The sequence below is a fragment of the Candidatus Ornithobacterium hominis genome, from assembly GCF_951229915.1.
Lineage (GTDB): Bacteria > Bacteroidota > Bacteroidia > Flavobacteriales > Weeksellaceae > Ornithobacterium > Ornithobacterium hominis.
Genome location: NZ_OX579588.1, coordinates 712177 through 734257, shown reverse-complemented (window position 1 = coordinate 734257; position 22081 = coordinate 712177). Strand labels below are relative to the sequence as shown.

The following is a 22081-nucleotide window of genomic DNA, read 5'->3' as shown; positions in this document are numbered from 1 at the left end:
ATTTCAAAAGCCAGTTTTCTTTTTTTAAGGGCTTGTTTAAATTTATAAATGATAACTTTGCAGAAAGTTCTTGGAATGAAAATAATCCACGGCATTCATCCACTGAATCCCAGCAAAAAACTTATTCTTACCATTGGCATGTTTGATGGTGTACACAGAGGGCATCAGTCCATCATACAGCAGCTCAACCGCTACGCAGAAGAAACTGGGGGGCATTCTGCTCTTTTGAGCTTTACACCACATCCACGCCAAGTGCTGCAACCCGATGGCGAGCTAAAACTGCTATCTACTTTAGAAGAAAAATTAGACTTACTCTGCCAATATCATTTAGATTACGCCATTATTCACCCGTTTACCGTAGAGTTTTCACGGCTTAGCGCTGTGGAATTTGTGCGAGATTATCTCGTCAATCATTTGCAAATTCATACGCTCTTGGTGGGGTACGACCACCACTTCGGGCGCAATAGAATGGGAGACTTCCAGCAATTGGAGGAATTAGCAGATTTGTATAACTTCCAAGCGCTTCAACTTTCTGCCGTGCTCGAAAATGATCTCCCCATCAGTTCCACCAAAATCAGAAATGCGCTACTAACCAGTGATATTGACTACGTGACAGAAGCTCTAGGGCATTTCTACCCCATTACTGGTAAAGTTATTCATGGGTATAAAATAGGTCGAAAATTAGGTTTCCCAACTATAAATATGGCTTTCTCTAAAGATAAACTTTTACCCGCAGACGGTGTCTATGGTGTGCGTGTAGAACTCCAAAATCAATTGTTTTTTGGGCTAATGAATATTGGTAAGAGCCCAACTTTTGATTTCAAGGAACAACGGGTTGAAGTTTATTTGCTTGATTTTGATGGTGAGGTTTATGACGAAACCGTAAAAGCCGACATCTTATGTTTCATTCGTGGAGAAAAAAAGTTTGAAAATGCTGAAGCCTTAAAAAATCAAATCCAGCGAGATGAAGCTTACTTCCATTCAAGGTTACACGAATGGAAAACTTAATTTTTTAAGCCTTAAAAAAAATCAGAGAATTTAATTTTCTAAAAAGAATTTTTCTACTTTTTTCATGATTCCTTCTACCGAAAAACCTAAATCTTCCATTTGTTCTGAAATAGAAGCGTGTGAGATGAAATCTGAAGGGAAGGCACAAATTTCCATTTTCCCCTTCCAGCTCATTTCATTGGCTTTTGCCAAGCAGCTCATGCCAAATCCACCAGGTTTTACGCCCTCCTCATAGGTTAAAATTCGGTTATATTTCTTGAAAACGGCTGCCAACTTCACTTCATCTAGAGGTTTAATAAATGGGAAATGAACCCAACCAATATTTTTGTTTAGTTTTTTTAAGGCTTTAAAAATTTGTAGCCCAATGCTGCCTGTGGATAAGATTACCATTTTCTCTCCATTTAGAATTTCTCGAGCCTTAAAAAATTTTAATTGTTCTTCTTTGAAGAATGTTTCTGCCGATGTTTTTGCATATCGAATAGCGACTGGTTGATTGAATAGCGGTGCTTTCTGAATCATACTTTTTAATTCTGTAGCATCCAAAGGGGCGGCTAAAATCATCTGTGGAATGGCGTTGAGAAAAGAAATATCAAAATAGCCGTGGTGCGTGGCTCCATCGCTTCCCACCAATCCTGCTCGGTCGATTAAAAAAATGACGGGCAACTCTTGCAATGCTACATCATGAATTAATTGGTCATAAGCGCGTTGCAAAAAAGTACTGTAAATCACACAATAAGGCACCATGCCTTGCGATGCCAATCCTGCTGAAAGCGTCACAGCATGCTGCTCTGCTATTCCTACATCCCAGACTCTATCAGGGAATTTCTCTTTGAGTTCCATCAAGCTGCTGCCACTTAGCATTGCGGGAGAAATTGCCACTGCTTTTTTATTTTTCTCAAAAACTCGATGCAGCGTTTTACCTGCCAAGTCAGGGTAAGTTTCCTTTTGTGTTTGAATTTCTCTCTCGCCCGAAATTTTATTGAACTTCCCTGGTGCATGCCAAGCTACTTGGTCTTGCTCTGCTTGTGCATAGCCCTTACCTTTTATTGTCCTGATGTGTAAGATTTTTGGCCTAGATATTTTTTCAATTTTTTTGAAGGCTTTAAAAATTTCAGAGAAATCGTGTCCGTTTACTACTCCTTGGTAATGAAATCCTAAATCGGAAAAAAAAGTATCGCCTTGCACTCCCAACCGGTTGAAATAATTTTTGAGCGCACCCGTTGCGTGGTCTATCCCAATATTATTATCGTTTAAAATTACTGTAACATCCAAATCTGTGTCTCCCAAATGGTTCAAGCCTTCTAGCGCCATTCCACTGGCGATAGACGCATCGCCGATGACGGCAAACCTTTTTCTTTCAATATCTTTTAATTTATCTGCCAAGGCTATTCCCGTGAGTGCAGAAATTGTGGTAGACGAATGCCCTACTCCAAAGCAATCGTACTCGCTCTCCTCCCGAACAGGGAATCCTGAAATTTCATTTTTTTGCCTTAGATTGAGAAATTTTTCTTTTCTACCCGTCAAAATTTTGTGTACATAAGATTGATGCCCCACATCCCACAACAGAATATCTTGCGGGGTATTGAGGTAATAATGTAGAGCAATGCTCAGTTCCGTCACGCCTAGACTTGCTCCCAAATGCCCTTTCTTCAACGCCACTACATTCAAAATGTAATCTCTGATTTCCGCAGCCAATTTTGGCAAAACTTGAGCGTTCAGTTTTTTCAAATCTTGTGGATTATCAATGGTAGAAAGTAGGCGATATTGGTCTAGCATTTTTGAGATTCTGTTTAATTTTTTTTAATAGATATTCTAAGGCTTTAGAAATTTTTCAATTTTATTTTCAATTTCTTTTTTAGCTGTGTCTAAATCATCGTTTACAATCACACAATCAAATTGATCTTGGTAAGTCAATTCCTTAGCTGCTTTATCTATTCTGATTTTTAAATCCTCGGGCGAATCGGTGTTTCGGGCAGAAAGTCTTTTTCCCAAGGTTTCTAAATCGGGCGGTTTCACAAAAATCGAAAGGGCTTTCTCTCTGAATTTTTTCTTCAAATTAATGCCACCTACCACATCTATATCAAAAATCACGTTTTTCCCCGTGCGCCAAATCCGCTCGATTTCACTATGTGGTGTGCCGTAAAATCGCTCGCTATAGACTTCTTCCCATTCAGCAAAATCTTCATTTTCTATGCATTTTTTAAATTCTTCTGTGCTTAGAAAATAATAATCAATCCCGTGTTTTTCCAGCCCTCTTGGTGGTCTTGTGGTGCAGGAAATAGAAAATTCTAAATCATTTCTTTGGTCGAGCAAATGGCGAACCAATGTCGTTTTCCCAGAGCCACTTGGTGCCGAAAAAATTATCATTTTCCCCGTGCTATCTCCATTTCTCATTTACAAAATATTTAGAATTTGCTCTTTTATTTTCTCCAATTCATCTTTCATTTCCACCACTATTTTTTGCATTTTGGCATGATTTGATTTTGAACCCAGGGTGTTTATTTCTCGCCCGATTTCTTGCAAAATGAAGTTTAATTTCTTCCCGTTACTTTCGGGTAAATTTAGCGTTTCTAGAAAATAGTTGCAATGGTTTGCCAAGCGGACTTTTTCTTCTGTCACATCTAGTTTTTCTAAATAATAAATCAACTCTTGTTCCAATCGGCTGTGGTCTGCGCCTTCTACTTTTTCTATCGCGGTAGTCATTCTTTCGCGAATTCCTTGAATTCTTTCTCCTTCAAATTCTTCTGTTTTCTGATTCAGTTTTTGAATTTTCTCAATTCTAATTTTAAAATCTTTTTGTAATTCCAAGCCTTCTTTTTCTCTAAAGGTGGTCACATTTTCGAGTGCATTTTCTAAGGCTTTAAAAAATTTTTGAATTTCGACTTCACTGAATTCAATATCGGGTGAAGTAATCACATCTGGCATTCGCATAGCTTGTTGAAAAGCGGTATTTTCATCAATTTCAGGCATCATCGCTTTAAATTTCTGCACAAATGCCAAAATTAAATTTTCATTGATTTCTGTAGCAGAGAGAATGTTCACAATGCTATTGTTTATAAAAACGTCTATTTTCCCCCGCTTCAGTTTATCTGCCACTGCTTGGCGAATTTCGGGTTCTAAGCTTCTTAGTTCAGCACTGAGCCGAATGTTCAAATCTAAATTTTTGCTATTGAGGGTTTTAATATCTATGCTATATTTTTTATTTTGCAGAATTGCTTCTGCTTGCCCATAGCCAGTCATCGATAAAATCATAATCAACTTTCTTTAATGGTAAAATTACTAAAATTCGTTAATTTATCCATTGCTTTGCAATAAGTATGTAAATTTAGATTCCATGAAGAAGCTTTTATTTTTTTTACTTATCGGAATTTTAAGCCAAGCGCAAGATCTCACGGGGCGCTGGGTCATCTACGGAAATATGGATAGCGGCTACTACGCTGAATTAAATTTAATTCAAAATCAAAAAAACATTTATGCCGGACATTCATATGATACTGAAAATCAAGGTTTTTGTCGTCATTTTGTAGAGGCAAAATTTAATCCTGGTACGCAAACCTTTACTGGGAAAGATGTGGAATTGATTGATAAATCGGCTGGGCACGAAGCTACCGATTATAATCTGCATTACTATACTGAGAACGGAAAAGAGTTCCTGATGGGGACGCAAACCATCACGCCAATAGAAGATAAAAGGGAGTTGGGTAATCCTTTTGAGCATTTATTTAAAATGCGTGGTTTTAATTTCCCTCATGAAAAAAATATGGTCGTGTATGTGAAAGTGGATGATAAATATACTGTCTATACGCTTGGTGCGCCCAATACGATGACGGAGGAAGAAATGAAATTGCAGAAGTCTGAGTTTCCAGAATTGAATGAATCTTCTGCTTCTGAAGGAAATAATGAAAAAACCTCATCTCAACGAGAAGGGAAAAATAAAGAATTTTCTTTGCCCGAAATTATAGATAATGGCATTTTTGAAAAGAAAAAAGAGCGTAACAACCGTCTACTTGCACATATTACGCTAAAAGATGTTGAGGAAGTTACCTTGCTAATTCGAGACTATGGCGAAGAGGATAATGATACGGTTAGTATTTTCCTTAACGATAGATTACTAGCTGGTAATGTGAGAATTACACATGAATCTAAAGAATATCAATTTAAACTTAATCTGAAGGAAAATAATAAGTTAGTTTTTGTGGCAAATAATTTGGGTGATATTCCACCTAATACTGCTCGTATCACTATCATTGCTGGCAAGCGATGCTATAATTACCGCTTGTTCACCGATGAAAAAAATAATGCAGTCATCCGCTTAGAAAATAAATGATTTTTTTTAAGGCTTAAAAAATTTTTAGAATTCTTCTCGTTTGATAAAGTAAAAAAACGGAATGAAAATGGGTAAACCTAGACTGAAAAACAGCCATATTTTCCTTTTACTATCAGGATTTCTATAGAGGTCGACCCAAAGCGCGACTAATGAAACTAAAGTGAAAATGGCTGCAAAAATCAACATCCAGTTGATGTCGTCAACTTTATTTTCTTGCCAATGGAAATAAGCGCCAAACCACATTGCTAAACCAAAGCCGGAGAGAGCGACTAAAAGTTTTCGTGGTAAAATGAGTTTACTCTTCTTCGGCATTTTTTACATTTTTTTGGTATTGATAGAAAGCGTCCCAACCCTGCGAAGTTAAAGGGATTTTAATATTACTACCACGAGCCACTAAATGATTCCCTGCCTGCAAATCATTGGCAAAACCGATGACTGTGAAATGAGGGTTGCCTTTGATTTTATCGTAATCTTCTTGCTTTATGGTAAAGAGTAATTCATAATCCTCTCCGCCATTGAGCGCTGCAATGCTAGCGTTCAGCTCAAATTCTTCTCCTGCTGAAATGACTTGCTGGTCTAGTGGAATTTTTTCTTCATCAAGGGTAAAGCCTACTTTGCTCTGCTGCGAAAGGTGTAAAATCTCTGATGCTAATCCGTCAGAAACATCAATCATCGCGGTGGGTTTCACGTTTAATTTCTCTAAAAGTTTTATGATATCCAAACGTGCTTCGGGCTTGAGCTGGCGACCAATGAGATAATCGTAGGGGCGTAAATCGGGCTGAACATTGGGGTTGACCTTGTACACCTCATTTTCTCTCTCCAAAATTTGTAGACCGAAATATGCAGAACCTAAATCTCCTGAAACAACCAAAAGGTCATTTTCTCTAGCTCCCTTTCTAGTCACAATTTTTTCTTTATCACAAGAACCTATTGCCGTCACATTGATGACTAAACCTGCTTTAGATGCAGTCGTGTCTCCTCCTACCAAATCAATTTCATATTTTTGGCAAGCGATGAGCATTCCTGCAAATAATTCATCAATGGCCTCTACAGGAAATCGATCTGAAACTGCAAAACTCACCAAAACCTGCTGAGGCAACGCATTCATGGCACAAACATCACTTACACTGCTCGCTATCGCTTTATAACCCAGATGCTTGAGTGGCACATAAGCTAAATTGAAATGAACGCCTTCGGTCAACATGTCAGTAGATATCAGCATGGCTTTTTCGCCATAGTCGATAATGGCGCAGTCGTCCCCAATCCCGAGTTGTGTCGTAGGTTGTGTGTTTTTGAATGATGACTGAATGCGATCTATCATTCCAAATTCTCCTATTTCAGAAAGTGGCGTGCGTTGTAGGTCTTTATCTTGAAACATGATTTTTATTTTTTTTATAATAATTCTTCTAAATGAATATTTTGGGGCTTGGGGTTTAATTTTTTAATATCTTGAAAGTTTAGCTCTCTTGCATTTTTAGACAGAATTTTTTTTAAACTCTCAAGCATTTCTTCGGGCAAATCCTTCGCCATTTTACGCTCTTGCATATTGAGCCAACATCCAAATAAAGTGGCATGCGCATGGTGTAAACCTTCTTCTGAATAAATATTTTGCTTGAAGCTAAAAAGTACTCCATTAGATGAAAAACCATCAATTTCTGTGTGAATAATCAAAGTACTACCTGGCATGACTTCTTTGTAATAATTGATTTTTTCTTCTAAAATGACTGGCCCTCGGTGAAGTTCATACAAGCGATGCAAGGGCAATCCACAGAATTCTAAAGCTTCCATTCTAGCTGCTGAAGTGAAGTTTAGAAATTGAGAATTGGCTAAATGCTGATTAGCGTCCAAGTCTGACCACCTCACTTTAATTTTTGTTTTATAAATCATGAAATTATTTATTTCTCAAAGGAAGTTGAATGGTAAATGTAACTCCTTTATCAATATTATTTTCAAATTTAATGCTTCCGTTGTATTCTTCTATCATTTTTTTGACGACTGGCAAACCTAGGCCGCTACCCGAACTTTTGGTTGTAAACTTAGGTTCAAATAGCTTATCTTTTACCTCATCGCTAACCCCTGTTCCATTATCTTTTATCTTTAAAATTAAAACTTCTTGATTGGACATTAGGGTGACCTCTATCTGAGGTTTTGTGCCAAACGGAACGGCCTGCATCGAGTTTTTGACCAAATTAGTCACGATTCGTGATAAATAAGTTGGGTCATAATAAATATAAATCGGTTCATTTAATTTGTGAAAGCTAACCATTTCTTCATCAAATATATCTAAAGTTTTCTCGACTTCTTCACAAACATCTATTTTTTGGTCTTTCCGTACTGGCATTTTGGTATAATCTGAAAAGGCTTGAGAAATTCTATCGATGACATCAATTTGATTAATCATACTCTCAGTGAAATCTTTTACTCTTTCTTCTATATCGGGTAAATTTTTATCAAATTTTCGTTGAAAACTCTGCATTTGCAAGCGCATTGGCGTTAATGGATTTTTCAGCTCATGAGCTACTTGTTTCGCTGCTTCTCGCCAGGTTTCTTCCCGCTCGAGTTTTAGCAATAGTTCTGACTGCTCGTTTAGTTTAACCAACATATTGTTATAGGAATTAACTAGCGGACTGATTTCATCTTTGCCACGGTATTGTAATGGGCGATTTAGTTTCACTACATCAGTTTTGACTAATTTTTCGGCGATTTCATCTAGGCGTGAGGCAATGCTTTTTGACAACCAATACGAAATAACTAAACCAACAATCATAATCACTGATACCAAGACTAGAAACTTAATAAGTAAATCATAAAATTCATCTTTTTGATAAGAATCGTCGTGCAGATAAGGTAAATTAATAATCGCAATAGGCTGATGATTAATATTATATAAATAAGAATAAATTCTGATGTATGTGTTTTTCCCTGATTTTTGTACCATTTCTACACGATCATTTTTCAGACTTAGAATTTGCATCACCTTTCCTGGCACAAAGTGAATGTCTTTGCTATTCCCACTTTGGGAACTTATCAAGAGTTCCCCTTTTAAATCATAAATATTGATGTGAATATCATTAATGTCAGAATATTTATAAATGTTGTTTTCAAAAATATCTTTTACGTTTTCTTCTGTAACATTTTGTGGAAATTCAGAAATCAGATAATCAATTGTTTCTATGATGTTTTTTTCTTTCCGAGCTAAGCGGTTTTCATGATAATTTTTTGAAATGGACTGAAAGTAAAAAAAAATCAGAACTCCAAATAAGCTTGTGAGCACAACAATGACTAAAATTAAGGCAAGATAAATTTTATCTCTAATGAACAGCTTGTCTAAAAAACTCTCTCTAGCACGCATTCAAGGTTAATTTTTGAACATATTTTCCTAAAATATCAAATTCAATATTTAGCAAATCGCCTACTTTTTTATCTTTCAAGTTCGTGTGTTCCCATGTGTAGGGGATTATGGCTACGCTAAAGCCATTTTCGTGCGAATCTACAATCGTTAAGCTAATACCATTCAAGCAAATAGAGCCTTTCTCTACCGTTATAAATTTAGCATCTTCATACACCACATTTATCAACCAGCTACCGTCTTTATCTTCTATGCTTTTGATTTTCCCCACTTGGTCCACGTGTCCTTGCACCACATGCCCATCAAGACGAGCATTTATTTTGAGAGCTCTTTCTAAATTCACTTTTGTTCCAACTTGATATGCTTTTAAATTTGTTCGCTTCAAAGTTTCCTCTATCGCCGTCACAGCATAGGCATCCTCCCATAGGCGCACTACAGTCAAGCAAACGCCATCGTGTGCTAAGCTTTGGTCTATCTTGAGCTCTTGTGCCAATGGAGATTGGATACGATACGTCACGTTAGAGTCTTTTTGTTGAATTTCTACAACTTCACCTATATCTTCTATAATTCCTGTAAACATGATTTAATAATATTCATTAAAATCATCATCATCAAAAATATCATCGCGTTTTGGAGATATTTCATCCTCATTTTCCTCTATAAAGAAATCCATAGTATCCTTCACAGGGGCTTTATCTGGCATTTTACCGTAAGAATAAACGACCGCTGTAGCTGCTTCTTTTTCATCACGTTCAATCGTTTCACAAAAAAATGTCCACATATTAAAGAAATCATAGACATAAATCATTCGCCTTCCGACTTGCCCCATAACTTCATTGAGCTGAATTTTTGCCATCGTCTCACCTCCTTCTTCATCAAAGATATTTTCTAAAGGAATTTCACTTCCCTGAAACCAGTTTTCGTTCGACAAATAGAACGACGCCATTTCTTCTCCTTCTAAATCAAAAGCTTCTTTTACAATACGATGAAATGACAAAAGATTTTGTTTTCCACTTATTTGAATGTCTCGAAATACATCTTTCTTGGCATCTAAAATAACCCTAATTTTCAAATTCATTTTTTACGATTTCTGATATGTTTTAGCAAGTTTTAAGCCTAATTCCCCCCCCTCTTTTTCCATAAAAACTAGCGCAGCATTTCTCTCATTTTCAATTTTGCCATCTAGAATTGCTTCTTTAATTTTATTCTTTAAAACTCCCACCTCTCTACACGGCTGAATATCGAATAGCTGCATGATATCTTCTCCACTAACGGGTGGCTGAAAGTTACGGATTTGGTCTCTTTCCTCTAAATCTATAATTTTCCGCTCTACTTTTTCAAAATTCTGCTGAAAACGTTGCTGTTTTGCCTTATTCTTGGTCGTGATGTCCGCTTTACACAGCAGAAATAAATCTTCTAAATCATCTCCTGCATCAAACAAAAGACGTCGCAGAGCTGAGTCACTCACCTCATCGCTTATCAACGGAATCGGGCGTGAGCTGAGCATCACCATTTTTTTCACATACTTCATCTCCCCCCCCATTGGCAATCTCAAACGCCTGAAAATGCCTGGAATCAATTTACTCCCCACAAATTCATGATTATGAAAAGTCCAACCTATTTTTTTATCAAATTTTTTGGTCGGAGCTTTGCCAATATCGTGTAACAAAGCCGCCCAACGTAGCCAAAGATTTCCTGTCGTTTGGCTAATATTATCTACCACTTCTAGCGTGTGCCAAAAGTTATCTTTGTGCGTTTGTCCGTCTATTTCTTCAATGCCTTTGAGTGCTAAAAGCTCTGGCAAAATAAAATCTAGTAAACCTGATTTTTCCAATAATTTCAATCCGTAGGAAGGTCGCCTTGTCAGCATAATCTTATTAAATTCAGCCATGACTCTTTCCTTTGACAAAATTTCCATTCGCTGCGCATTTTCTTTTATCGCTTGGAATGATTTTGCTTCAATATCAAAGTCAAGCTGAGCAGCAAACCTGATAGCGCGCATCATGCGTAATGGGTCGTCTGAATAAGTGATTTCTGGGGCTAGCGGTGTGCGAATAATTTTATTTTCCAAATCTTGAAACCCGCCAAACGGGTCTATAAATTCCCCGTAGTTGCTTTCATTAAGCGAAATCGCCAAAGCATTGATTGTGAAGTCCCTGCGCATTTGGTCATCTTCTATACTTCCATTTTCTACCGCAGGTTTTCGGCTATTTTCGCTATAGCTTTCTTTGCGTGCGCCAACAAATTCCCAATCAATATCTTTGTAACGGAACATCGCTGTACCAAATCTTTTAAAAACTTTGACCTTAGAGGAACCTGGTAAATTTTGAGCTATCTTTTGAGCTAATTCTATGCCGCTCCCTTCTATCACTATGTCTACATCCTTTTTATCTCTTCGGTTTAACAAAAAATCTCGTACAAAACCTCCAATCACAAAAACAGGAGCATTCATTTCTTCTGCGATTTTAGAAATTTCTTTAAAAACCAAATTTTTTAAAGCTTCTTTCAGATTCATAATGCAAAGTTAATCATTTCAAATCCGTTTTTTCCCTTTTGGTTTTAAATGTTTTTTTTTAAGACTTTTATTTCTTTTTCAATCATTTGATTTTTAATAGATTGAGATTTTAGCAATTAAACTTTAAATATCAAATAATTGCTATTTTTTCAAGCGCGCAGCACTTTTATCTCTCCCGTTTTAGATAAAGAGATAATACTTGACGACTCATATTTGGGGGTAAAAAGAGGCGCTTCCGCGGCTATATAGTCCACTCCTTTTTTAATTTCTTCTGAAATCTCTTCAAATTGCTTGGGTGATGCCTGTCCTGATAAATTTGCTGATGTAGAAAGCAACGGTTGCCCCACTTTCTGAATGATTTTGATTAAATTTTGGTCTCTAGTCAAGCGAATACCAATGCTTCCTTCTGGAGAAAGTAAATAATCTGGAACTTCCAAAATGTCATCATAAATCAACGTGACTGGCTTCTCTGAATAATCCATAATATCCCACGCCAAATCTGATACGTTGACCAAACGCTGCAATTGCGCTTCGCTCGCCACTAGTAGCAAAAAAGTTTTTTTAGGGTCTCTTTTTTTTATACCTCTCAACTTAGTAAAGGCTTCTGGCTCAAAAGCCAAAGCACTAAGCCCAAAGGTGGTATCCGTAGGCATCAAAACAATGCCATTATTTTTTAAGGCTTCAATTATTTTTTGCATTTATTTTATTTTTTGGAAAAATTGATAGAAATCTGATATTGTGCCTTTTACATTTAATTCTGTTTGAATTTTTTTCTCAGCATTTTTACCCATATATTCACGCAAAGAAGGATTCTCTGCTAGTTTTTGAATTTTTTCAGCCAAAGCATCTTCTGCACCAATCGGGACAATATAGCCGCTTTCATCAGGGTCTACAAGTTCGGTGCAACCGCCAGCATCTGTCATCACCACAGGCTTCCCCATGGCAGCTGCTTCGCTAATGGCCCTTCCTAAACCTTCTGATAATGAAGTTTGTACATAAACATCAGCTCCTTTGATAAGTTCTGGAGCATCTTGGCGGTAACCTAAAAAATGTATATTTTTTAAGCCTTTAGAAATTTTTTGAAAATTTTGCTTTTCCAATCCTTGCCCGACTAATATAAAATGAATATTCTGCATAGGCTGAAGTTTCTCTGCCGCTTTCAAAAAAGTCGGAATATCTTTCACTTTATCGTTTCTGCCTACTAAAATTACTTTGATGGTTTCTTTTGGAATATTTAAACTCTGATAATCAAAAGCTTGAACCTCTTTAAACCATTCAGCATCATAGCCTTTATAAATTTTTAAAGCCTTAGATTTTTTCCACAATTGTTTTCTGACGTGCCGATAAACAAAATCACTATTGCAAATGATATAATCAACTTTGGGATGTAAATAAGAAAGGTACGCCGAAGGGTCATGCCAATGTAAACTACCAGATCCATAGTAAGTTACAATCTTGAAATTTTCTTTTTTGATGAATAATATAATGCTTCTCAGGTATTTACCAATTCTGGCATAGAGAATGTTTATTTTATTTTTTCGAATAATTTCTTGAATTTTTCGAGTAAATTCTTTGTCAAATTTTCCCTTAGGTTTTATGTTGTAAAACTCAATCTGACGTTCTTTAAAATACTGCTCCACCTCTTGTGAAGCTTCTCCTGCAACGGCTATTTTTTGCCCTTTTTTTTGCAAAGCAGTAAATGTTTCTAGTTCAGAATAAAAGACATTTCCTGCGGCGTTATAACTTCCTAGTATTAAGATATTTGCATTTATCGTATGATTTGCCATTTATTCTAATTTTCTCATGAATTTAAGGTTTATTTATTTTTCATGGAACTTCAAATTTAAGCCAAAAAATAGAATGCCATATAAAAGAGCTGAAATAAAATCAATATTTTTGTTTTTGTGAGTAAGCAAGTAAGCATTATTATTAGCACTTATAATCAGCCAAAATGGTTAGAAAAAGTGCTTTGGGGTTACCATATTCAGTCTTTTGGCAATTTTGAATTGATTGTGGCCGATGATGGTTCGGGCGAGCAAACACGGGCACTGATTTCGCAAATCAAACCTTTGTTAAACTATGAATTGAAGCATGTTTGGCATCCTGATGATGGATTTCAAAAAACTAAAATTCTGAATAAAGCGATATTAGCTTCTGCGGCTGATTATCTTATATTTAGCGATGGTGATTGTATTCCTCGCAAAGATTTTGTGGAAACTCACATCAACCAAAGAGCTGAAGGGCGATTTTTATCTGGCGGGTACTTTAAACTTTCTATGGAAACTTCACAAATGATTCAAAAAAAAGATATTTTCAGTCAAAATTGTTTTGACTTGAATTGGCTGAAAAATAAAGGTTTAAAAAATTCTATCAAAAATTTAAAGTTGATTAAAAATAAATTTGCATTAAGCATTATGAACACTATCACAAGCACCAAACCGACTTGGAATGGGCATAATTCTTCTGGTTGGAAAAAAGATATTCTTGCCGCTAATGGATTTGATGAGAGAATGCAATATGGGGGTGAGGATAGGGAATTGGGTGAGCGTTTGGAGAATGCTAAAATTAGAGGAAAGCAAATCAGGTACAAGGCGATTTGCCTGCACCTAGACCATGCTCGTGGCTATGTAAACCAAAAAAGCTGGGAAATCAACGAGGAAATCAGGAAAAGTACCCGAAATCAAAAAATAACTTTTTCGCCTTTCGGGGTAGAGAAGTAATCAATTTAATTCTTTTTTATGAAAATTACCCAAGTCATAGACCAATTAGGAATCGGGGGAGCAGAGCGAGTTTGTGTGAATTTATGTAATCTTTTTGTGAGAAATGAGCATGAGGTCAAATTAATTGTATTTGATCAAATCGGTCAGCTTTTTGATTTGCTTGATGAGCGTGTGGACGTAGTGATTCTGGATAAAAAGAAAAGTAAATTTAAGGCTTATAAAAAATTTACTCAAGAGGCACAAGATGCTGATATTGTGCACGTTCACATGAGGCAGGTATACAGATTTGTGCAAAAGGCTTTCCTACTATTTGGGGGGAAAAGAAAAATTGTTTTTCATGACCATTATGGTAAAATTGCCGTAAAAAAACATGTCCCTATGTTTTATCGTACGATTTTTAAGCCAAAGGTGTATATTGGCTGTTCTGCATTGCTCACAGATTGGGCGATTAATAATGTGAAAATGAAGCCTGAGAATGTGTTTATGATTAATAATTTCGTGGCACAATATGCCACAAATTCTGGTGAATCTGCCCAAGGCTGGGTGATGACAGGAAATTTAAAGCCTGTGAAAAATCATGAATTTGCCATCCGCTTTGCTGCTGAGGTGGGGAAAGAACTCAGCATTTATTGTGCAGAAACCGAAGGTGAATATTACGAAAAACTTTGTAAACTAATTCAAACCTTGAATTATGAAGATAAAATTCATTTCAAAACGGGTTGCTTTAATGTTCAGCCTGAATTGAAACGTTATGAATTTGCTTTATTACCCTCGATTTCTGAAGGGGATCCGCTGGTAATCGTAGAATATTTAGCTCAGGGAATACCTTTTTTGGTTTCTGATGTTGGCGAATCGGTAAAAATTATTCAAAAACATTATCCCTTCTTGGTTCAGAAAGATTATAACATCGAAAATTGGAAAGAAAATTATGCAAAAGCCATTCGGTTAAAAGATACGGAAATCAAAGCTTTATACCGAAATTATTTTTCTGAAGATTTGTTTTTAGAGAAATATATGAGCGTTTATCAGAAAGTATTATCCTAAAAAGTTCATTCAACAGCTCTTGCAAGTGGCGTTATAATTTAAACTTTATTACATTATTACAAGTAAAATCCTTACAATGAATGTCTATAATCATTTTTTTCAGCCATTTGTGCTCGAGCTTCATCTCCAGAATCTAATGCTTCTGCATAGATTGCTTTCAAAATAATTTATTTTTCAAGGCTTAAAATTTTTCAAGGCTTAAAAAATTTATACCGCCACATGGTGCGTTCTCAAAGCATCGTTCAATGATGTTTTTTTGTCGGTAGATTCTTTTCTTTTCCCTATGATTAAAGCACATGGCACTTGGAATTCTCCTGCGGGGAATTTTTTGGTATAACTTCCTGGTATCACTACTGAACGTTCTGGAACATAAGACTTTAACTCTCTGGGCTCATTGCCCGTTACGTCTATAATTTTGGTAGAAGCCGTCAGTACCACATTTGCTCCTAAAACTGCTTCTTTGCCCACTCTTACGCCTTCTACAACGATGCATCTAGAGCCAATAAACACATTGTCTTCTATAATCACAGGAGCTGCTTGCAAGGGTTCTAAAACACCGCCAATGCCTACGCCTCCGCTCAAATGAACGTCTTTCCCGATTTGGGCGCAACTTCCCACTGTAGCCCAAGTGTCTACCATGGTGCCGCTATCTACATATGCTCCGATGTTCACGTAAGACGGCATCATTATCACACCTTCTGCCACAAAAGAACCGTGCCTTGCAATTGCGTGAGGAACCACTCGAACGCCTTTTTGGGCATAATTTTTCTTTAATGGAATTTTATCATGAAATTCAAACGGCCCAACTTCTATTGTTTCCATTCTGGCAATAGGGAAATACATTACCACGGCTTTTTTTACCCATTCGTTCACTTGCCAGCCATCTTCTGCTGGTTCTGCCACACGTAAGTTCCCTGCATCTAATTGATTAACAACTTCTTTTACTGCGTTTTGAGTCTCCTCTTGCTGCAAAAGCTCTCTGTTTTCCCAAGCTTTTTCTATAATAGATTGTAGATTCATGATTTAATATTTTCCTCAAAGTTAAAAATTTATTGTCTTTATTGTCTTAACTCTTTCTCTGTATACCAAAAAGCAGGAATTAATAACAATAATAAAACTGGCTGAATCAGAATTCTACGAATATAAAAACCTGCCGTAAACCCCCACTGAAATTCGGTTATAATGAAATAATAATAAAGGCTTAAACAAATTAAGAAAATAATAGCATACATCAAAAAAGCTATTTTGATAAGAGGCTTTTTCTGAAAGATTAAATATAGAATCGCTAAACTCACAAGGCTATTGAACCAAAACCGAAGACTAACGCTCCACAAATGATGATGTAAATTGAATTCTGGGAATAAAGCGTTGATGAAATCCTGCTTGAAAAAATTTAACAATGGGTCGTAAAATAGTTTTTCCTCAAAAAAGCGAATCGACGCCAAAATAATTATCAATAAAAAAATGAGAAGATATTTCGATTTAAATTTCATCGTCTTTCGTGTTAATTAAAAAATATCTCACCCAAATCAACCAAAGAATAATTACCATTCCGTAAATGATAAGCGGAAATAAAATGTCGTGCGAAAACTTCTCGTATTGCGGATGGTATGTGAAAATATAATTTAGTAAAGAAATTCGGAAAAGGTTGGTTATATGCAACAAAACAAGCCCTAAGAGAATGTATAAAAACGTGGGCATAAATTTTTTGCCAAAAGCTACCACAAAAGAGACAAAAATAATCATTACTGAAATGGCATTACAACCTTCGTTCACGCTTGAGCAATAGAAGCCATCGAGATAGAAGCGGCGAAAAGCTTCTCCTTCTATTTGGTGATTTTCAGCATCAAAGCCTACAAGCCGCATGAGATACCCTACAGAATCTGATACCCAGCCAGTGAAAGGGTCTGCGATTTTCAAATCTGTGAGATAAAGATTGAGATACCAACTGTACAAAAGCGTTAAAATCAAATAGGTGAAAAAAAATTTACCTATCAGCAAAATCAATATCTTATATTTTTTCCAAAGCTCCATTTGGCAAGAATTATTTATTTTTGACAAAAATTGAAATGATGGATAAAATTAATAAAAGAATAGATATTATCATTAATAATTCTTCTTCGATAGATGAAAAATTACTTAAAATCTGCCAGCTGCTCAAGAATGAAATCGACGGATTTGATTGGGTTGGCTTCTATTTTCAAGATAACGAACAGCAAATTCTAAATCTAGGCCCATATGCTGGCGCCGCTACTGAACATACTAAAATCCCGTTTGGCAAAGGAATTTGTGGGCAAGTTGCAGTCTCCAACAAAACCTTCATTTCTCAAGATGTTGCTGCTGAGGATAATTATTTGGCTTGCAGTATAGATACGCAGTCTGAAATCGTCGTTCCAATCTTTAAAAATGGTGTAAATATTGGGCAAATTGATATTGATTCGCATCAGAAAAATGCTATTTCCCAAGAAAAAATAGCTTTGTTAGAAAATTTAACCAAAAAAATATCAGCTATTTTATAGGCTGAAAATATTGGAAAATCAAGCTTGATATTACTAAATTTGCCAAACAATAAAAGCTAGAACAATGAATAAAAAAGTCCTTTTAATGATTTTAGATGGCTGGGGAGAAAGCATAAACCCTAAAGTTTCTGCCATTGCTCAAGCCCAGACTCCATTTATAGACAATTGCTATATCAAATATCCACATGCTAATTTGACGACTTTTGGACTCGCTGTAGGCTTACCAGAAGGGCAAATGGGAAATTCTGAAGTCGGACACATGAACATTGGTGCTGGCCGAGTGGTTTATCAAAATTTAGCTAAAATTAATTTAGCAATTCAAGATAAAACTTTAGGGCAAAATAAGGAACTACAAGCAGCGTTTGAATATGCTAATCAAAATCATAAAGACCTGCACCTCATCGGGTTAGTGAGCGATGGCGGAGTGCATTCTCATATCAATCATTTGAAAGCTTTATTGGACGAGACTCACGCAGCTAAAGTTAAGAATTGCTACATTCATGCCTTTACCGATGGCCGCGATTGTGACCCTAAAAGTGGTAAAAAATTCATCGAAGACATCATAAGCAAAGCAAGCCAAGCCAATGCTCGCCTTGCCAGTATTGTGGGGCGATATTACGCCATGGATCGTGATAATCGCTGGGAAAGAGTAAGATTAGCCTATGATGTAATGACCAATGCTGTGGGTGAAAAGACAGAAAAACCATTAGAAGCTATTCAAAAATCTTATGACAATGATGTGACCGATGAGTTCATCAAACCCATCGTTTGTACAAATCCTGACGGCTCACCTGTTGCAAAAATCAAAGATGGAGACGTCGTTATTTTCTTTAATTTCCGTACCGACCGCCCACGCCAAATTACGGAAGCCTTATTTTTAACTGCCTTCCCTGAGCAAAACATGCATCCGCTAGATTTGTATTTTGTGTCGATGACAAAATATGATGAAGCCTTTGATAAAGTTCATGTTTTGTATGATGAAGACAAGTTAACCAACACCATGGGAGAGGTTCTAGCCCAAAATCAAAAGAAACAAATCAGAATTGCTGAAACAGAGAAATACCCGCACGTGACTTTCTTCTTCTCTGGCGGAAAAGAGGAAGCATTCAACGGTGAATCTAGAATTCTCTGCCCATCGCCTAAAGATGTGGCAACCTATGATTTGAAACCAGAAATGTCAGCTTTTGACATTCGAGACAAAATCATTCCAGAGTTGAATAAAAAAGAAGCTGACTTCATTTGTCTAAATTTTGCCAATGCTGATATGGTGGGGCATACGGGTGTTTTTGAAGCTGCAATGAAGGCTTGTGAGGTTGTAGACCAATGTGCCGAGGCTATTTGCAATGTGGCCTTGGAAAACGACTACGCTGTAGCCATCATTGCCGACCACGGAAATTCAGATTTGATGATTAACGAAGATGGTAGCCCCAATACACAACACACTACCTCTCCTGTACCTTTTTTCTTTTTGACGAAAGAAGATGAAAATATTAAATTAAAAAATGGAAAATTAGGTGATTTAGCACCAAGTATTTTAAATTACATGGGCGTGGAAATTCCTAAAGAAATGAATGGAAACATCATTATAGAGAAAATATGAAACTCGAGAGTAAAATTATAGCGGTTGATTTTGACGGGACCATCGTAGAGGATGCTTACCCAAGCGTTGGGAGAGCTAAAATGTTTGCTTTTGAAACTTTAAAAAAACTACAAGAAGATGGGCATCGCCTAATTCTGTGGACTTATCGTCATGGCAAAACTTTAGATGAAGCCATAGAGTTTTGTAGAAAAAACGGCATAGAATTTTACGCAGTGAATAATAGTTTTGAAGGAGAGAATTACGATCCTTCAGAAGCGAGCCGGAAATTAAATGCCGATTTATTCATAGATGACAGAAATCTAGGGGGATTCCCAGGCTGGGGAGAAGTGTATCATATCATCAAAAACAAGGTTGAATTTTCATTAAACGACGACGGGCTAGAGGCTGAAACTAAGAAAAAGAAAAATTGGTTTGGTTTTTAACTGATTTTTTTATCTAAAAAAAATTAAGCCTTAGAGAAAAATTTTTTAAGGCTTAAAAAATTTTTCTCTAAGCCTTTAATTTTAATTGATGATTTTCTGATTTTAAATAAACGTTTAATTACTCTTAATACAACGCACGCTAAGCCCTTCAGATCGGTAGTTGAAGTCGATCGTACCGCTGCCAGGGAGGAAGTACATGGCGTGAGCGTAGCTACTGTCGTCGTAAGCAGAGCTACTCCAGTAGTACCCGTGAGAACCCTCGAGGACCAGCGTACTGTCACGGTGATGGATGATGCCAGCAGCTACAAGGTTTGGCAACTTATTCTGTGTATACATTTGATTATTACTTCCTACAGCATTGAGTAATTCCTTCCACTCCTCCATAGTCGGAACATGGTAACCTGACGGGCAAGGGTTATTAACTCTGTCTGCTCCTCCTTGCCACAAGTTAAGGTCTGGTGAAGGATTACTTACCCAATGACCATCGTCAGAAGTAATAAACTTCCCTGCTGCTTCGTCTGTTTCTGTCCAACTTGAGGCTTTTTTATCGGTAACTTGTGAACCCCTAAACTCATGCCCATCACTCGCTCGCTGCCATTGGTATAATGAACCGTAGGTTTTAGCCTCATTATGGGCATCTGTGCCTGTTTTACTAACGGTAGGTTCAAAATGAGGACTATGGATGTTGGCGTATTCTGCACCAAGGTTGAGGTTGAGCCATGTTCTTTTGTATTCTTTATCGTTCACTTTACCAGTTACAATTGTAGCGCAATACACAAAATCATGCTTGCCATTATCTTTCCTAAATAATTTATCATATACTAATCTATCTTCAGGGCATTTTCTTATCTTTTCTATGACCTCATTTGGATTTTTTACCGCACCCTTAATGTAATCAATTATCTCTCTATTTTTTATATCCCACTCTATGTCTTTAATCGACATTTTTCTTACCTTTTTGTCTTTTTCATCCCAAGTCAGAATCCAATCAACTCCGTATAATCTATCAACACCTTCTATGCGCAAGTCACCTTCTTGTTTGCCTTTTGCGCTGATGTCTAATGTCGCCTGTGGAGTATCTGTGTTAATGCCCACCTGAGCGGTGACCGCAACCGCTGATAATACGGCTAAAGAAAATAATAATTTCTTCATTTGTTTTATTTTTTTGGTTAATATTTTATTGATTTATTCTTTTCTTAATTAAATTTTTGCTGTTTTTTTTCAACTTTTTTTTGCTTCTTCATTTAGAAAGAGCCCCAACCCGTGAGGCTCTTCTTTTTTGAAGAAATTACTACTTTCACACAGGTGAAAATAGAAAAACCGCACAAGATTTTCTTGCACGGCTTTGCGGTTCGCTCCCACGGGGAAGCAAAAATTTATTATAAGTTATTGATAATGAGTTGTTTAGCTCATTACTTGTGTGTGTGTGTGTGTGTGTTTACACTTTATTTTGAAACTCACAAATTTCATTTGTTAAAATTTCGTTATTTTTTTGTTAAAATTTTCCGTTGAGATTTTTCACCTTTCTCAACCTGCCCGCAAATGTATTTTACGTTTTTGAATTACGCAAATTTATTTTTTTTGAGGCAGAGGATTTTTTAAGGCTTGTTCTGAAACTTCATCTTTTGATGTGCGTATAAGATGTTATGGCGGTAAAGTATCTTGACAATCTGGTTATAATTGACGCCTATTTTTCTAAATTGAGCGTTTAACTCGGTGAGTTTGGTATAAAAATCAATGGCTGTTTTATCAATTTTTACCGTTTTAATTTCTCTATTGAAAAGAACTGAAGTAATAAAATGGGCTTTATACTTCATTCCCGATTGTTCAAACAAGGATAAAAAACTTTGCATTTTCTTCATCATTCAATCGAAATACATAGCGATGCTTGCGAGGATTTAATTTCTCTGGACGACTTTATTAAGGAATTTGTAAAAATAATAGAAGTATGAGAAAGAAAAGAAACCCCATCAACGAAAGCGAGTTAATGGAGCTAATGGCAGGAAAAATTTGGGCACTCCGTACAATCTTTAAAAAGCTTCAAGTCTATCTTTATAATTACTATATTTTTTATTCAATCCGAAGCTAGGTAATTTGAATCGAACCATTTTTGGTCTACCTAATTTATTAACTTCAGTTGGATGCTGATAGTTATAATATATATACCAACGTCCTTTTTTAGGTTTATAAATTTTCGGTTTAGTCCATTTCATTTTGTACTCGCTTTCGTACTCGCTTAGAATCATTTCTTCAAAAAAAGCCATTGAAATCTTTGCTTTAAACACTGATTATCAATGGCTTTGAAAAGTAGCGAGGAGCAGAATCGAACTGCCGACCTCAGGGTTATGAATCCTGCGCTCTAACCATCTGAGCTACCTCGCCGTTTAAAAGGATTGCAAATATATGAATTTTCTGTTAAATCACACAAAACTTTTTTCTTTAAAATCACAACTACCCGAAGCGCCTGAAAACGATTATCAAGGGGGGGGGCTTTTGAAATTTAATAAGAAATTAATTATTAAAACCTGTTGTGCATTTAGGAATAAAAAAAGAAAAAAGATTGTCCATTTGATTAAA

General features: G+C 36.3%; 24 protein-coding genes, 1 tRNA gene and 1 pseudogene. 7 read left to right on the top strand and 19 right to left on the bottom strand.

The features are described from left to right. Positions 1 to 75: 75 nt before the first annotated feature. Positions 76 to 1008 (top strand): bifunctional riboflavin kinase/FAD synthetase, encoded by a 933-nt coding sequence (locus QOX03_RS03300; protein WP_283671495.1) that lies wholly within the window; start codon positions 76 to 78, stop codon positions 1006 to 1008. A gap of 30 nt (positions 1009 to 1038) precedes the next feature. Here the strand turns inward: QOX03_RS03300 and QOX03_RS03295 are convergent, their stop codons facing one another. Genes QOX03_RS03295 through QOX03_RS03285 form a run of 3 tightly spaced genes read right to left on the bottom strand, consistent with a single transcriptional unit; the run spans position 1039 to position 4260 of the window. Further along, the gene (locus QOX03_RS03295) at positions 1039 to 2784 is read right to left on the bottom strand and encodes a 1-deoxy-D-xylulose-5-phosphate synthase (RefSeq protein WP_283671494.1); all 1746 of its coding nucleotides are present in this window, start codon (positions 2782 to 2784) and stop codon (positions 1039 to 1041) included. Positions 2785 to 2820: 36 nt separating this feature from the next. Next, on the bottom strand, positions 2821 to 3402 hold the full coding sequence (gene gmk, locus QOX03_RS03290) for a guanylate kinase (RefSeq protein WP_283671493.1): 582 nt from the start codon (positions 3400 to 3402) through the stop codon (positions 2821 to 2823). Then, a complete protein-coding gene (locus QOX03_RS03285) occupies positions 3403 to 4260 on the bottom strand; it encodes a YicC/YloC family endoribonuclease (protein ID WP_283671492.1) in 858 nt (285 codons plus the stop codon). Positions 4261 to 4342: 82 nt separating this feature from the next. On the opposite strand from QOX03_RS03285, the gene QOX03_RS03280 reads away from it, so the two are divergent. Then, positions 4343 to 5335: a hypothetical protein gene (locus tag QOX03_RS03280; protein ID WP_283671491.1), complete on the top strand. Its 993-nt coding sequence runs from the start codon at positions 4343 to 4345 to the stop codon at positions 5333 to 5335. Positions 5336 to 5359: 24 nt separating this feature from the next. On the opposite strand, the gene QOX03_RS03275 is transcribed toward QOX03_RS03280, so the two are convergent. From QOX03_RS03275 to QOX03_RS03235, 9 genes are all read right to left on the bottom strand, one after another. Then, the gene (locus tag QOX03_RS03275; RefSeq protein ID WP_283671490.1) at positions 5360 to 5647 is read right to left on the bottom strand and encodes a hypothetical protein; all 288 of its coding nucleotides are present in this window, start codon (positions 5645 to 5647) and stop codon (positions 5360 to 5362) included. Beyond that, positions 5631 to 6713 carry a thiamine-phosphate kinase gene (gene thiL / locus QOX03_RS03270; RefSeq protein ID WP_283671489.1) on the bottom strand — a complete coding sequence of 361 codons (1083 nt, stop codon included), beginning with the start codon at positions 6711 to 6713 and terminating at the stop codon, positions 5631 to 5633. Before thiL ends, QOX03_RS03275 begins: the two co-directional genes overlap by 17 nt. Before the next feature lie 14 nt (positions 6714 to 6727). Next, on the bottom strand, positions 6728 to 7222 hold the full coding sequence (locus tag QOX03_RS03265; RefSeq protein ID WP_283671488.1) for an acyl-CoA thioesterase: 495 nt from the start codon (positions 7220 to 7222) through the stop codon (positions 6728 to 6730). Positions 7223 to 7226: 4 nt separating this feature from the next. Further along, on the bottom strand, positions 7227 to 8687 hold the full coding sequence (locus QOX03_RS03260; RefSeq protein WP_283671487.1) for a sensor histidine kinase: 1461 nt from the start codon (positions 8685 to 8687) through the stop codon (positions 7227 to 7229). Next, on the bottom strand, positions 8677 to 9264 hold the full coding sequence (locus tag QOX03_RS03255) for a riboflavin synthase (RefSeq protein WP_283671486.1): 588 nt from the start codon (positions 9262 to 9264) through the stop codon (positions 8677 to 8679). The genes QOX03_RS03260 and QOX03_RS03255 overlap by 11 nt, the downstream gene beginning before the upstream one ends. A gap of 3 nt (positions 9265 to 9267) precedes the next feature. Further along, a complete protein-coding gene (locus QOX03_RS03250) occupies positions 9268 to 9762 on the bottom strand; it encodes an IS1096 element passenger TnpR family protein (RefSeq protein WP_283671485.1) in 495 nt (164 codons plus the stop codon). 3 nt (positions 9763 to 9765) lie between these two features. Next, a complete protein-coding gene (locus QOX03_RS03245; RefSeq protein ID WP_119059692.1) occupies positions 9766 to 11199 on the bottom strand; it encodes a CCA tRNA nucleotidyltransferase in 1434 nt (477 codons plus the stop codon). Between the two features lie 149 nt (positions 11200 to 11348). Further along, the gene (locus QOX03_RS03240; protein ID WP_283671484.1) at positions 11349 to 11897 is read right to left on the bottom strand and encodes an L-threonylcarbamoyladenylate synthase; all 549 of its coding nucleotides are present in this window, start codon (positions 11895 to 11897) and stop codon (positions 11349 to 11351) included. Beyond that, positions 11898 to 12986: a glycosyltransferase family 4 protein gene (locus QOX03_RS03235; RefSeq protein WP_283671483.1), complete on the bottom strand. Its 1089-nt coding sequence runs from the start codon at positions 12984 to 12986 to the stop codon at positions 11898 to 11900. Between the two features lie 117 nt (positions 12987 to 13103). Here QOX03_RS03235 and QOX03_RS03230 point away from each other — a divergent pair, with 117 nt between their 5' ends. Then, positions 13104 to 13919 carry a glycosyltransferase family 2 protein gene (locus tag QOX03_RS03230; protein WP_283671482.1) on the top strand — a complete coding sequence of 272 codons (816 nt, stop codon included), beginning with the start codon at positions 13104 to 13106 and terminating at the stop codon, positions 13917 to 13919. 18 nt (positions 13920 to 13937) lie between these two features. Continuing rightward, positions 13938 to 14963, top strand: coding sequence for a glycosyltransferase (locus QOX03_RS03225; protein WP_283671481.1), 1026 nt, complete (start codon positions 13938 to 13940; stop codon positions 14961 to 14963). A 207-nt stretch (positions 14964 to 15170) separates the two neighbouring features. On the opposite strand, the gene QOX03_RS03220 is transcribed toward QOX03_RS03225, so the two are convergent. The 3 genes from QOX03_RS03220 to xrtF are packed head-to-tail and all read right to left on the bottom strand — an operon-like array spanning position 15171 to position 16997. Beyond that, complete coding sequence (locus QOX03_RS03220; RefSeq protein ID WP_283671480.1) at positions 15171 to 15983, bottom strand: 2,3,4,5-tetrahydropyridine-2,6-dicarboxylate N-succinyltransferase; 813 nt, start codon at positions 15981 to 15983, stop codon at positions 15171 to 15173. Between the two features lie 38 nt (positions 15984 to 16021). After that, entirely contained in the window at positions 16022 to 16456 is a 435-nt protein-coding gene (locus QOX03_RS03215; RefSeq protein ID WP_283671479.1) for an exosortase F system-associated membrane protein, read from the bottom strand. Next, a complete protein-coding gene (gene xrtF, locus QOX03_RS03210) occupies positions 16446 to 16997 on the bottom strand; it encodes an exosortase family protein XrtF (protein WP_283671478.1) in 552 nt (183 codons plus the stop codon). The genes QOX03_RS03215 and xrtF overlap by 11 nt, the downstream gene beginning before the upstream one ends. A gap of 38 nt (positions 16998 to 17035) precedes the next feature. Here xrtF and QOX03_RS03205 point away from each other — a divergent pair, with 38 nt between their 5' ends. From QOX03_RS03205 to QOX03_RS03195, 3 genes are all read left to right on the top strand, one after another. Then, positions 17036 to 17482, top strand: a complete 447-nt coding sequence (locus tag QOX03_RS03205; protein WP_283671736.1) for a GAF domain-containing protein — start codon at positions 17036 to 17038, stop codon at positions 17480 to 17482. Between the two features lie 64 nt (positions 17483 to 17546). After that, positions 17547 to 19082, top strand: a complete 1536-nt coding sequence (gpmI, locus tag QOX03_RS03200; RefSeq protein WP_283671477.1) for a 2,3-bisphosphoglycerate-independent phosphoglycerate mutase — start codon at positions 17547 to 17549, stop codon at positions 19080 to 19082. Continuing rightward, positions 19079 to 19504, top strand: coding sequence for a BT0820 family HAD-type phosphatase (locus QOX03_RS03195; protein WP_119059684.1), 426 nt, complete (start codon positions 19079 to 19081; stop codon positions 19502 to 19504). Before gpmI ends, QOX03_RS03195 begins: the two co-directional genes overlap by 4 nt. 114 nt (positions 19505 to 19618) lie before the next feature. Here QOX03_RS03195 and QOX03_RS03190 read toward each other — a convergent pair whose 3' ends face one another. The 4 genes and pseudogenes from QOX03_RS03190 to QOX03_RS03175 all read right to left on the bottom strand — a co-directional run bounded on the left by QOX03_RS03190 (position 19619) and on the right by QOX03_RS03175 (position 21886). After that, positions 19619 to 20656, bottom strand: coding sequence for an FISUMP domain-containing protein (locus tag QOX03_RS03190; RefSeq protein WP_283671476.1), 1038 nt, complete (start codon positions 20654 to 20656; stop codon positions 19619 to 19621). 494 nt (positions 20657 to 21150) lie between these two features. Next, positions 21151 to 21418, bottom strand: a pseudogene (locus QOX03_RS03185) (plasmid mobilization protein); the annotation flags it as partial. A gap of 116 nt (positions 21419 to 21534) precedes the next feature. Next, a complete protein-coding gene (locus QOX03_RS03180; protein ID WP_283671475.1) occupies positions 21535 to 21750 on the bottom strand; it encodes a hypothetical protein in 216 nt (71 codons plus the stop codon). Between the two features lie 62 nt (positions 21751 to 21812). Then, positions 21813 to 21886 (bottom strand) — tRNA-Met (locus QOX03_RS03175). Positions 21887 to 22081: the final 195 nt, after the last annotated feature.